This is a genomic window from Desulfococcus sp., assembly GCF_050178255.1.
In the GTDB taxonomy this organism is placed as follows: domain Bacteria; phylum Desulfobacterota; class Desulfobacteria; order Desulfobacterales; family Desulfococcaceae; genus Desulfococcus; species Desulfococcus multivorans.
In genome coordinates this window covers 1-12,236 of record NZ_JBFXGG010000091.1, presented here as the reverse complement: position 1 = coordinate 12,236, position 12,236 = coordinate 1, and the positions used below count along the sequence as shown (strand labels likewise).

At 56.2% G+C, this 12,236-nt stretch carries 13 protein-coding genes and 1 pseudogene; 5 read left to right on the top strand and 9 right to left on the bottom strand.

The window, feature by feature from the left end:
* The 4 genes and pseudogenes from AB7S84_RS13620 to AB7S84_RS13605 all read left to right on the top strand — a co-directional run.
* Window positions 1-183: pseudogene (locus tag AB7S84_RS13620) on the top strand (bacterioferritin); the annotation flags it as partial.
* A 19-nt stretch (window positions 184-202) separates the two neighbouring features.
* Window positions 203-694 carry a chorismate mutase gene (aroH, locus tag AB7S84_RS13615; protein WP_428155035.1) on the top strand — a complete coding sequence of 164 codons (492 nt, stop codon included), beginning with the start codon at window positions 203-205 and terminating at the stop codon, window positions 692-694.
* A 97-nt stretch (window positions 695-791) separates the two neighbouring features.
* Complete coding sequence (locus AB7S84_RS13610) at window positions 792-1,595, top strand: lysophospholipid acyltransferase family protein (RefSeq protein WP_020875599.1); 804 nt, start codon at window positions 792-794, stop codon at window positions 1,593-1,595.
* Window positions 1,596-1,624: 29 nt separating this feature from the next.
* Window positions 1,625-1,885, top strand: a complete 261-nt coding sequence (locus tag AB7S84_RS13605) for a GlsB/YeaQ/YmgE family stress response membrane protein (protein WP_020875600.1) — start codon at window positions 1,625-1,627, stop codon at window positions 1,883-1,885.
* A 79-nt stretch (window positions 1,886-1,964) separates the two neighbouring features.
* On the opposite strand, the gene AB7S84_RS13600 is transcribed toward AB7S84_RS13605, so the two are convergent.
* The 3 genes from AB7S84_RS13600 to AB7S84_RS13590 form a co-directional block, all read right to left on the bottom strand.
* On the bottom strand, window positions 1,965-2,351 hold the full coding sequence (locus AB7S84_RS13600; RefSeq protein WP_020875601.1) for a pyridoxamine 5'-phosphate oxidase family protein: 387 nt from the start codon (window positions 2,349-2,351) through the stop codon (window positions 1,965-1,967).
* A gap of 25 nt (window positions 2,352-2,376) precedes the next feature.
* Window positions 2,377-3,570, bottom strand: a complete 1,194-nt coding sequence (locus AB7S84_RS13595) for a class I SAM-dependent methyltransferase (RefSeq protein WP_020875602.1) — start codon at window positions 3,568-3,570, stop codon at window positions 2,377-2,379.
* Between the two features lie 180 nt (window positions 3,571-3,750).
* A complete protein-coding gene (locus AB7S84_RS13590; RefSeq protein ID WP_020875603.1) occupies window positions 3,751-4,626 on the bottom strand; it encodes a LuxR C-terminal-related transcriptional regulator in 876 nt (291 codons plus the stop codon).
* Between the two features lie 475 nt (window positions 4,627-5,101).
* On the opposite strand from AB7S84_RS13590, the gene AB7S84_RS13585 reads away from it, so the two are divergent.
* The gene (locus tag AB7S84_RS13585) at window positions 5,102-5,983 is read left to right on the top strand and encodes a MurR/RpiR family transcriptional regulator (protein ID WP_020875604.1); all 882 of its coding nucleotides are present in this window, start codon (window positions 5,102-5,104) and stop codon (window positions 5,981-5,983) included.
* A gap of 143 nt (window positions 5,984-6,126) precedes the next feature.
* Here AB7S84_RS13585 and AB7S84_RS13580 read toward each other — a convergent pair whose 3' ends face one another.
* From AB7S84_RS13580 to AB7S84_RS13555, 6 genes are all read right to left on the bottom strand, one after another.
* The gene (locus AB7S84_RS13580) at window positions 6,127-7,041 is read right to left on the bottom strand and encodes a nitrilase-related carbon-nitrogen hydrolase (protein ID WP_020875605.1); all 915 of its coding nucleotides are present in this window, start codon (window positions 7,039-7,041) and stop codon (window positions 6,127-6,129) included.
* Window positions 7,042-7,096: 55 nt separating this feature from the next.
* Window positions 7,097-8,428 (bottom strand): MmgE/PrpD family protein, encoded by a 1,332-nt coding sequence (locus AB7S84_RS13575; protein ID WP_020875606.1) that lies wholly within the window; start codon window positions 8,426-8,428, stop codon window positions 7,097-7,099.
* Between the two features lie 195 nt (window positions 8,429-8,623).
* Complete coding sequence (locus AB7S84_RS13570) at window positions 8,624-9,532, bottom strand: glycine betaine ABC transporter substrate-binding protein (protein ID WP_020875607.1); 909 nt, start codon at window positions 9,530-9,532, stop codon at window positions 8,624-8,626.
* Window positions 9,533-9,636: 104 nt separating this feature from the next.
* Complete coding sequence (locus tag AB7S84_RS13565; RefSeq protein WP_020875608.1) at window positions 9,637-10,377, bottom strand: ABC transporter permease; 741 nt, start codon at window positions 10,375-10,377, stop codon at window positions 9,637-9,639.
* Window positions 10,374-11,528, bottom strand: coding sequence for an ABC transporter ATP-binding protein (locus AB7S84_RS13560; protein WP_020875609.1), 1,155 nt, complete (start codon window positions 11,526-11,528; stop codon window positions 10,374-10,376). Before AB7S84_RS13560 ends, AB7S84_RS13565 begins: the two co-directional genes overlap by 4 nt.
* Window positions 11,529-11,530: 2 nt before the next feature.
* Window positions 11,531-12,181, bottom strand: a complete 651-nt coding sequence (locus AB7S84_RS13555) for an ABC transporter permease (RefSeq protein WP_020875610.1) — start codon at window positions 12,179-12,181, stop codon at window positions 11,531-11,533.
* Window positions 12,182-12,236 lie beyond the last annotated feature (55 nt).

Here is a 12,236-nt window from a genome sequence, read left to right as displayed (position 1 = left end):
AGCATCAGTGTAAAACTTTTTGAAACCATCATTGACGAAGAGCAGACCCACTACAATTATTTTGACAGCGTCAATGAACACATTCAGAAATTGGGGGATATATACCTCGCCCAAATCGCCGGGACACCTTCCTCCACCGGGCTGACCCCCAAAGGCTTTGCCGTAGCGGGCAGTGGTGAATAGTCCTCACGAGGGAGAGCCGATGAATTTGGATGAACAGCGTCTCCCGGAAGAGCGCGGGCCGATGGTGTGCCGCGGTGTCCGCGGCGCCGTCACCGTCACTGAAAACACCGACGAGGCCATTCTTGCGGCGGCCCGGGAGATGCTGTTTCTCATCATCCGCGCCAACGACATGAAACCGGAGGATGTCGCCAGCGCCTATTTCACAACCACGACGGATTTGAACGCCACTTATCCGGCGTTGGCCGCCCGGCAGTTGGGATGGTATGATGTAGCGCTGTTGTGCGGTCACGAGATGACGGTGCCGAACAGCCTCCCCCGGTGCATTCGTGTTCTGATCCATTGGAACACCCGCACTCAGGCGAAGGATATTGTACATGTTTATCTCAGGGGGGCTCGACAGCTGCGACCCGACCGGAAAAGCCTGCCTGAAATTCCCCGGGAGGAGATCGAAGAGGTTCTTAAAAACGTGGATTTAGCTCAACTGAAGTTTGATCCTCAAGGCGGCCGGTAGCGGAAACGCTTCGGTCGAAACACCGGATGGGCGCCGTCCACCGACAGACACCGTTCATAACCTGTCGGAAGAGATTCGGCCCCGAGGCCTGTTTTCCATGAAGCCACTCATTCAATTGCGATCGCCATACCGGACGAACCCCGTCAGGATTTCACCCTTTTCGAGAGCCTTTCCGGACCTGTCCTTTTACGCCCGGTTTCTTTTCATCGTGTACCGGGCGAGCGTCAAGGCGGAGCGCGGTCTTTACGACGGAAGCGACTGGACCCGGAGCAGTTTTGACACCCTGAGAGCCCTGGAGCGTGTCGGCGTAGCGTTCGAAATCACCGGCGTCGAACACCTGAAAGCGCTTCGTGTGCCTTGTGTGATTATCGGCAATCATATGAGCGTCATGGAGACTACCGTGCTCCCCGGCATTGTTCAGCCCGTCAAGCCGGTGACGTTTGTTGTCAAAAAGAGTCTGCTGGCCTATCCATTCTTCAGATACGTTCTGAAATCCCGGGATCCCATTGCCGTGACGCGAACCCATCCCCGCCGGGACTTCAAGACCGTACTCGAGGAAGGAATGATTCGCCTCAGACAAGGGATTTCCATCATCGTTTTTCCCCAGACCACGCGTACCCGGCGCTTTGAGCCGTCTCAATTCAATTCCATCGGTATCAAGCTGGCGCAACGGGCCGAGGTTCCCGTCGTTCCCCTGGCGCTGATGACGGATGCCTGGGAGAACGGCCGTTGCTTCAAGGATTTTGGAAGGATCGATCCTTTGAAAAAAGTCCGATTTGCGTTCGGTGAACCCTTGTGGGTGCAAGGCAGAGGCGCGGACGAACACCGGGCCGTTATTCGGTTTATCGAAGAGAAGCTTGAAACATGGCGAGAAGCACGCCTTAAACCAACGTCATCATAACATCAACCCGATAAAAGGAGAAAACTGTCATGGGCATCATTTCGTGGATTGTGCTGGGACTCATTGTCGGCGTCATTGCAAAGCTCGTTATGCCGGGAAAAGACCCGGGAGGCATCTTCGTCACCATTCTGATCGGCATTGCCGGCGCGTTCGTGGGGGGATTTATCAGTTCATTGCTTGGATTCGGAAGCTTTTCGGGATTTAATTTCAAGGGGTTGCTCGTCTCCGTCGGCGGTGCTGTTTTGCTTCTTGCAGCATATCGCATGTTAAAAAACAGAAAAACTTCCTGAACCGCCATGGCGGTTCTGTCGGCGGTCAACGCCTCACTGACCGCCGACACCTCCTGTGGATGATATTGCGCCTTTCGCTCTATGCGTCCTCCCCCGCTCCGATGAGGGGAAGCGCTTTGTGAACCTGGAAAAACACCAGGAACCTGGACATACCGGCGTCTTTTTCGGGTGACGAACTCTTTCGGCGCAAGGCGTGGAGCAATTCGGATTCCTCCTCCTCATGCGTCTTCGTCAGGTACAGTCGCTTTCCTTTGTAACCGGCCCCGTCTTCGCGGAACAGAAATACGGCGTTGGGATTGGACTGAAGATTGCTGTGGGTCAGACGGTCCCACATGATGAAAGCCACCGTACCTTCTTCCAGTACATGAGGCCTGGAGTAGACGGCTGCATTCACCCGACCCTCGCCGTCAGCGGTGGAAAGTACGCCGAACCCTTTTTTTTCTTCAAAATACGATTTTAATGTCATTTTAGATCCTTTCTTTCAATTCCCGTCAGCTCAGTTTTCGTCCCCACACCGCATACACCGGATCGGAATAGCGCATCTGTGGATAATACTTGTCATCCCACGGTCTCGGCAGGCCGCGGACGGAGTAGGTTTCGAGACCCCCGAACCGACCCGACCGCTCGAAATACTCCAGAACCAACCCCATCCGTTCAAACTCGTGAAGGTGCTTCCAGATCCGGATGGCTTTTGGCGGAAACCAGCGGTTGGAGAATGTTACCACGGCAATGCCTCGAGGCTTGAGCACCCGCGCCATTTCATCGAACACCGATTGCGGTTGGGTCAGATATTCCACCGAAACCGTGCACAGTATAACATCGAAAGTTTCCGATGGATAGGGAAGTTCGGGATCGATGTTCAAATCGTGGATCACGCGGTCCGTGAGAGCGGTGTTCTGCTCCAACTCCGCGATGTTCATGCCCAGCCCCGAGACCCGCCCCGCTTTAAAGTCGTTGGGAAGATGCGATGTCCAGCTGCTCATGAGGTCGAGAACGTGCGCACCGTCATCGAGGAATCTTGCGTAGAGCGCTTTGATGACCTCGATGGCGGCGGCATCGAGGTGATGAACGAAACGGGGCTTGCTGTAAAAACGGCCGTCCGGTGCCTCGTCATCCCGCAGGAAGGGAGCGTCCGCGAAAAAGTCGGTGGGATGCCCACACCATCGGGCCTGCATACCCGGTCCCTCGCTCACGGTTTCCAGCCAATCCATGACGGTTCCGCCCCGCTCGATTTTTTTCTCATCGACCTTCATCACTTCGGCGACAAGATGTGCCGATCTTTTCGATAGGGGGTGATTGAACTCCACCTGGATATGTCCGTTTTCGACGTGAATGCATCTAAACGGTGAAATATTCTGTGGGAAGACCCCGGTGACGTCTTTGAGAAGGCCCTTGGGATAGAAGCGGCCGATTCTCGGCGCGCCCAGAAGCGTGTCGCCAAACCGCGATCGCTTCAGGGTGAAGCTCTCGCTCGGTCGATAGGCGGGCAGATGGGCCGTTACGTCCATCTCCACCGAATCGCCGGCGCCGCTTCCCATCAATCCGTCATGGATGTCATGCGGGAGGATGTCACGCCACAGGTTGAGCTGGGGGGCACGATACACTTCCGTGTGCCGCGCTTCCGGAGTTTCCCATGAGAGGGTAAATCTGACGTCTGCAACAGCGTCTTTCGTTATCAGGTTCATGTCATCGCCTTTCAGTTCATTGTGTTGGCCGAAGCCATCGGATCGGTTCGAATCCTTGAGTACAATTTAATGCAGGCCGTAGCAGACTCAATAAGAGAGGTTTAAGAAGTGAATGAGGGGCAAATCCCATCATTTGCAGGCGAAGAGGCGACGGGGAGGAACGATATCGAGGGCAGGCCGTCAGGACAGGGAAAGGAGATAGGTCCTCAGGTTGGTCTTTCGATTCTCGATTCCGAACTTGATCCGGAGATTGCGCCGGTGGAAGTGAACCGTCGTCTCGGCGATGCTCAGGATTTCCGCGATTTCCTTGCTGCTCTTTCCGTCTTTCACCAACGAGGCCACCTGAATTTCCTGGGGCGTGAGGAAAATATCGGCTGCTGACATGCGTTGCAGAAAAGGCGAAATGATGTCTTTCAAATGGGTATCGACAATCTCCACGAAGGTCCGTTCTCTGGCTTTCAAGCCGGCTTTTTTCAGCTTTTCGATATAGGGAAAGACGAGTTTCTTCATGTTGCCCAGAATCTTCTGTTCCAGCTCGACCTTGTCGGCTTCCCGTTGTTTGAGGAGGACCTTGAGAGCGATGTTGCTCTCCTCCAGGCTCTGTTTTTGTTCTTTGAGGGCCGCCTCGCTTTCTTTCAACGCTTCTTCCGCGAGCTTCAGATCGGTAATGTCTTCGTGGCTGATGACGACGCGAACCGGGCCGTCATAGAGTATCCGAACGGCGCGCATGTAGAACCAATGCTCCCCGTTGGGGGAATGGCAGGGGTAATCGTAGAGGAATTCCCTGGCCTCGCCGGAGATGACGAGGCGGATGCCGTCGGCTGCCTTCCGGGCATCCTCCGCGTCGTCACCCGATGCGTTTTCGCAGACGTCGAGGTAGTTGGTTCCGATGGCGTCCGCGTTTCCCTCCAGCCCGTTTTTGCGGGCGTAACCCTGCCACGCCTGGTTTGTTTCGAGAATAATACCCTTCTGGTCGATGATGGCGATATGGGCCGAGAGGGAATCCAGCACCGTCTGGGCAAGCACATCTGAAAACGTCATAGGTTCGGATATCATGGGGCCTCTTTACCTCAGGTGGTTTCAGGGACGCGACGGCCGACTTCGACATGACGCCGGCAACGGTCTTTCACAGTCGAATGTCGAATCTAAAAAAGGATAGACGATTTTGGTCGATGAATCAAGTTTTTGCGAAGATTGCTGATCCCGGGTGATGAAGATGCCGGATATTCTATTCGGAATGTAATAAAAAATACCAAAAAGAACGCTGCAAAATCAAATATGGATAAAACCGATATGTCTTGAAAGCGCTTCAATCCATCCGTTAATTTGCTGTTGAAAAAAACGTCGGGAGACGTTAAGGATAAAATTCAGATAATTTCGTCCGGTGCTTTTTGTACCTTCCTCAGAAAATTCAGCTGAAATGTCAACCTGAGCATTCTCCGGATACAAAAAATGCTTTGAGGTCAGGGGGAAAAACTGTTTTCAGCGACATTCAAATGACAAAATACAATCGCATTTTGAAAGGAATACCATGGTCAAACTCCAGGAGCATCCTCTTCTGAAGAAAATCATTGAGAACCGTTCATCCCTCACGCCAAAGGGCCGAATTTTAAGCGATTTCATCCTGTCCAATCCGAGAAAGGTGGTCTTCATGACCACCAAGGAACTGGCCCAGGCCTGCGAGGTGAGCGAGGCCACGGTGGTCCGGTTCGTGGTCCAGGTGGGGTTTGACGGATACAGCAATTTCCAGCAGGCGCTGCGGGATCTTGTGGACACGGAGATGACGCTGGTGGACCGGGTGGATCTGACGGATATGGGGGAACCGGGCGCCGATCGCTTCCGTCACGAGGTTTTCAAGGAGATCGACAATCTCAAGCAGATGTACCGGAGCCTGGACATCGAAACGATCCGCGCGGCGGCGTCGGCGCTCCATGACAGCGACAATATTTTCGTTGTGGGATCCCGCCTTTCTTTCACCCTGGCCTATTATTTCGGCTGGCAGCTCACCAAGATTCGAGGGAATATCCAGATCCTGAAGGGGAGTGACTCCACCAGCCTGGACCGACTGACCATTGCCTCCCCGGAAAGCCTGGTGATCCTGATTGCGACCTCCCGCTACCCCAATGAGCTGATTCGCATCGCGAAGCATGTCCGTCGGATGGGGCATACCCTCATCGTCATCTCCGACAGTTCTCTTTGCCCTGTGAACGGGTTTGCCCGCCATGTGCTGGTGGCCCCTTCGAAACATATCCCGATTTTCGGCAGCACCGCCAGCCTCACCTGCCTGATCAACTATATCGTCCTGGAACTCTCCGGCCGGTACGGCGACGCATTGAAGATGCATCAGGAGAAACTCGAGCGATCCTATCGCGAGAACGACATCCTGTTCAATCTGGAGGTTTTCGACGGGTAATCTGCCGGAACCGGGCAGGGAAGGGCGGACGGGGAAGGGGCATCCGGGGCATGCGATGCCCCTTATTTGTGCGATGCCCCTTATTTGATCGAAAGGATCGTCGGGACAAGAAGCCCGGCCGTCTTTCGGACGCTCTTCTGATGTCAGGCCGATAGTTTTTGCCCGTAAAGGATTCTTCCCAGCTCCCGGTGGGTAAAGTAGGGATCGTCGTTCCGAAGGTAGGGGAGCAGAATTCGCTTTCTGCGGACCAGGTCCCTCGAGATATCCGCGAAGACGGCATCGGGTTCGAAGAGTGCCGCCGACGTGATGACATGGCCGAAGGGGTTGATGATCTCGCTGCCGCCCCAGAACCGGAAAGGGTTGTCGTCCACCATACTCGTGTCGGTTGCATCCTCCGGTGTTTCGTCCCGCGATCTGAGATCCTCGAAGACTTCGCATCCCACGCGGTTGGCGCAGAGATTGTAAACGCCGAACACGCGGGAATAGAATCGGTTGATGATGCTCCAGCTTTCGATGTTCGAGAACTCGTTTCCCATGGATCCCCGGGAAGAGTTGAACATGGTGATGAAGATGTCGGCCTTCTGGGTAACCCCGAGATACGGCAGGGAAGGATGCCAGAGGTCGTTGCAGATGAAAGGGGCGATGGTCAGACCTTTATGACGAAAGACCCGGACCTGCTTCCCCGACGAGAAGATCTTGCGTTCCTCGAAAACACCGTAATTGGGCAGATTGAGCTTTCGGTAGGCGAAAAGGATTTCGCCGTCCACGGCCACCAGCGCCGAATTGTAGAAATTCATGGCTTTGGACTCTTCGATGAACCCAATGACGGCCGCCGTCCCCCGGGTTGCTGCGGCCAACCGTTTGATTTCGGGCGAATCCATGCGAAGCGCCGCTTCATGGTATCTTTCCCGAACAAAATATCCGGTGAGGGAGAGTTCGGGGAAGACCACCAGGTCGACGCCTTCGGCCTTGGCAGCCTCGATTTTCTGAAGTGTGTCCTCCATGTTGCTCTTGACATCCAGGAGGACAGGATTGGTCTGATATACGCCCACTTTCATTAACGACATCCTTTCATGAATACGCGTGAACGATGGTTGCGAGGGTACCTGCCGTTCAGACGGCGGCTCGGGACCCATCAATAATGGGGTGGATATCGGCCCACCGATCCGCCGACCAGATCTGTTCCGCCAGGTTGCAGGCGGGATCCCGGCCGATAACCGGAGCGGTCAGCCAAAGAAATTTCTGCTGGAGGTCGGCATCCGAGGGCAGGGTGTCCGGCGGTTCCCACAGGGCCTCGATTCTGCCGGAGGTGAAGCGTTCGCCGGTCATGGTTTCAACCGACACCTCCGCCGGCGCTTTTGCCGGAAATTCAGCGTCAAACGATGGTTCGACTTCGATGGAGATCCGGTTCATCAAGGTCGCCAGCTCGGGAGCGTGGAGGCGCGGGGGCAGCACCTGGGCGGGTCCCACCTCCCCGTCCGTCAACGCGGCGGCCACCGGGAACACCAGGCTGTACTGGGCCTCCTCGGTATTCCGGGGACGGCCCAGGGGAAGTCTGGCGGCGGCTTCGAAGGTGCGTACCCGGATGTGCCGGATTTCCGACGGCTTGAGATGATGTTCCCGGGCGATCTTCAGTGCGCCGGCCACGGCCGGCTGCCCCCACCGGCATGCGGCGTAGGGCTTGAAATAAAGGTTGAGGATTTCCCACTCACGTCCAAGGTTTTCCACCCACCTCGGTTCCGGCGTATCGTCGAAAAGGGGGCGGATGCCGGTGAATCCCTTCCGCGCCATGAGGATGGCGTTCATGGCGACCATAGCCCCCCAACCGATGCTGTCCTTGCCCATGGAGGGGGTATCGATGCCCTTCATCATGGGGGCAATGGGGGCGTGGTATTCAGCGGCTCCCATGGCGTGCCGTAATGTCTCCGGGGACAGATCAAAGAGCCTCCCGCCGGCGGCGGCGGCCGCCACGGCGCCCCAGGATCCGGACGAATGGTAAGCAGCGTAGGTGGCGTGTCGAATCAGACCGGCCCGGATGCCGACCTCGTAGCCGATGACCAGGGCCGTCAGGAACGCCGCGCCGGAGGACCGGTTTGCTTCGGCGGCGGCAAGCACCACGGGCAGGATGCAGGCGCCCGGGTGGCCCTTGACCCTTCGATAGCCGTCGTCGATGTCAAGGGCGTTGCCGGCAAAGCCGTTGGCCAAGGCCGCGCCGACAAGAGAGGCTCTCCGGTTCCGGACCAGGATGGCGGCCTGGTCCCCCGGATACTGTTCCTGGGCCATCTCGGTCATAATCGCGCCGACGGGAGTCTTCGTGCCCGCGATCATGGCACCCATGGCGTCCATGAGGCATCGGCGCGCCTGGCGGCGAACCGTCTCAGGCAAGTCCTGCCAGCGGGTATGGGTGATGAACCGGATGACATGACCGGTTAAACTGTGGGGCATATCTCCAATTTCTCCTCTACTCAACTGTCGATTTTCATGGACCGTATCCGCTATCCGGTCACCATCATGAAAGTTGAAAGCCGAGTCCTCTAGAAAAAGCCCGAATTCATGATATGAACCCGGGCAGTCTCCTCAAAAAATGGGGGCCGGCAACCCTGAAGCGAGCGCCGCCGGCCACGGCAGTTACTTGAAGGTTTACAGCAATCCCGCAGTCTTGAGCCAGGCTTTGGCCACATCCTCCACAGGCTTGTGTTCGGTGTCGACCTGATAGTTCATCTCGGTCATGGCCGCGGTGTCGAGCTTATCGGTCAGAGGGAGGAAAATGGTTTCCAGCTCCGGATATTTCTCGAACGTCTCCTTCTTCACCACCGGTGCGGGATTGTAGACCGGAAAATAGTTCTTGTCGTCTTCGAGAACTACAAATCCCATGCCTTTGATGCGACCGTCGGTGGCGAATCCCATGGCCACGTCCACCTGACCGCCTTCCAGGGCCTTGTAAAGAAGACCGGGGGTCATCTTCTTGATATTCTTGCGACCAAACTGGAAATCATATTTTTTCTGAAGGGGTTTGTAGCCGTCGGGGCGGGCGTAGAATTCTTCGTTGGTTCCGAAATTGATCTCGTTCTTGTGAGCCTTGACGTAGGCGGAAAGATCCGAGAGGGTCTTGATGCCCTTTTTCTCGGCGTCGTCCTTGCGCATCATGAGGCAGTAGGTATTGTTGAAGGGCATCATGGGGAGCCAGACCAGGCCGTTTCGCTCCAGATCGGCCTCTTTAACGAAATCATAGCACGCCTGTGGATCGGTAATGACCTCCTTCTCTTTCAGCATGGTGACCAGGGCGGTCCCGGTGTATTCCATGTAGATGTCGATCTGGCCGTTCTCCAGGGCCTTTCGGGCCACCAGGGTACCCCCGAGTCCTGTCTTGTCCTCCGTTGTAAATCCGTTTTTCTGCAGCAGTTCGATCATGATCAGCCCGAGAACCCGCTGCTCGGTGAAGTTCTTGGCGCCGACCACTATTTTTTTTTCCTGGGAAAAGGCCGTACCTGTCAGGGTGAAGGCCGCGATCAACAGTGCCGTAATCAAATTCCATGTCATTTTCTTCATTGTTTGTCGCTCTCCTTTCGGTGTTGCATTACCGGTTTGGGTTTTGAATAGATGCCGCATTGGATCGAAAGCGGGCACATCGCCCGATACGCGCTCCTATCCCGCTATTTTTCGTAGACCAGTCCGTCGCTGACAATCCATCCCTCCATCTTTCCGATGAACCAGTTCATGAAGATGGCCAGAGCCGCCGTGGGAACCGCTCCGGCGAGCATATAGCCCGGGTCCACCATGGCGATCCCGCTGAAGATCAGATCGCCCAGGCCGCCGCCGCCCACCAGAAAGCTCATGGCTGCCGTGCCGACGTTGATGACGGTGGAGGTTCGGATGCCGGTGAGGATGATATACATGGCATTGGGCAGTTCCACCTTGAACAGCATCTGGGCGGGAGTCATGCCCATGCCCCTGCCCGCGTCGAGAAAGACCGGGTTGATGCCGGCCAGTCCGGCGACGCTGTTACGGATGATGGGTAGAAGACCGTATATTACCAGCGCGAAGATGGCGGTTTTTTTGCCGATGCCCAGGTAGGTCATTGCGATCGCGATGACCGCCAGCGAAGGGACCGTCTGGCAGATACCCAGGATATTGAGAATCCAGTCCCGATACCTTCGCATGAAGCCCCTGGTGAGCAGGATGCCGGTGGGGACGCCGATGGCGATGGATATGACGCTTGAGATGAGGACCAACTGGATGTGCTCCACAAAGAGCATCCAGATCTCCTCGGGGTTGTCCATGGCGAATTGGAGAAATCCAAGTTGTTCCGCGTAGATACCCGATATAAAGGTCAGCACGAAGGCTGTCATCATCCAGAAACGGCCGGCACCTCCGGTTTTTTTCTTTTTTTTCATAGAATCCTCCCGCCCGTGGTGATCCTGCCCCAATGGCCGCCGTGTTCATCATAGGTTTCGCCTACTACGGAAACAAGGGTTTTCGAATTGAGGACCCCCTGCAGTACACCCTGATCGTCCACCGCCACGACGATGCCGATGTCGTAGGTGAGCATTTTGCTGAGGGCGTCCTTGAGATTCTGATCCGGTCGAACGGTGATGCTCATGGGCCGGGCCAGGTCGCCGACAATACCTTTGTGCCCTCGAAGCATATCGAGATTGACATATCCTACGAGGCGGTTGCCCGGCGCCGTGACCAGAAGATAATCGAGATCCTTCTCGATCATGCGCTCGAGTATCTTTTCGCTGGCATCCTCGGTGTTGCATCGGACGGGGTTTTTCAGCATGGCATCCGCCACCTTGAGCAGATCGAGGCGCTTGAGTGCCCGGTCGGCACCAACGAAATCCTTGACGAACTGGTTTTTAGGGCGGGTGAGAAGCTCTTCCGGAGTGGCGTATTGAATGAGGTTTCCGGCGTCGAGAAGAGCGATGCGGTCGCCCATCTTGACCGCTTCGTGGATGTCGTGGGTCACGAAGACAATGGTTTTTTTGAGCTTCTCCTGGATCTTGAGGAACTCGTCCTGAAGCACCTCCCGGTTGATGGGATCGATGGCGCCGAAGGGTTCGTCCATGAGCATGACCGGTGGGTTGGCCGCCATGGCCCGGGCCACGCCGATCCGTTGGGCCTGACCGCCGGAGAGCTCCCGGGGATAGCGGTCCCGATAGATGGCCGGATCGAGGTTCACCAGGGAGAGAAGTTCGTCAACCCGTTCGCTCATTCGTTTTTTGTTCCACCCCAGGAGCCTGGGGACGACGGTGATGTTTTCGAAGACGGTCATGTGGGGGAAGAGACCGATCTGCTGGATGGCGTAGCCGATGCCGCGCCGAAGCTCGATGACGTCCATGTGGGTGACGTCCTTGCCGTCGATTTTGATAGTGCCCGAGGTGATGGGCTCCAGGCGGTTGATCATCCGCATCAGGGTTGTCTTGCCGCAACCGGAAGAGCCGATGAGGATGCAGATCTCTCCGTTGGGAATGTGCAGACTGATGTTGTCCACGGCCGGAATCGTGCTTCCGGGATAGATTTTCGTAAGGCGTTCGAGTCGTATCATGGCTATGTCCTCAATCCTTTGCTGACCAGGCGGTTTTCAATCCATCCAAAGATATAATCCGTGATGATGGCCATGACGGCAACGCACAGGGCGCCGGCATTGATCATGGCGTCGTAGGTCTGGTTGATGCCCATGAAGATATAATGTCCCAGACCTCCGGCGCCGATGTAGGCTGCAATGGCGCCGATCCCGATGGACATGACCACGGCAACCCGGACTCCCGCGAAGATGATGCTGAGCGCCATGGGCACCTGAACCTTGAGCAGCACCTGAAAGCGGGTCATGCCCATCCCGATGCCGGCGTCGATGACGGCGGGATCGACATTCTTGATGGCGGCATAGGTGTTGCGGATGATGGGGAGTTGGGAGTAGAGCACCAGGGCGACGATGGCGGGCACGGTGCCGATGCCGTAGCCGAAAACGGAGAGAATCGGAATCATGATGCCGAAAAGGGCGATGGAGGGGATCGTCATGATGATACCGGCAATATAGAGTACGATGTCGGCGGCCTGGCGGTTGAAGGTGATCCAGATACCGATGGGGACGCCGGTGAATATGGCGATGGTAACGGCGACCGCCACTACCCAGGCATGCTCCCAGGCCAGCTTCAGGGTTTCAGGACCCTGATTGATCAAGAATTGCCATGTTTCCATAGGGGCGCCTCCTTGGCTAAGGGTGAATGGGAGGGGTGGGATCTTGAACGTCTAT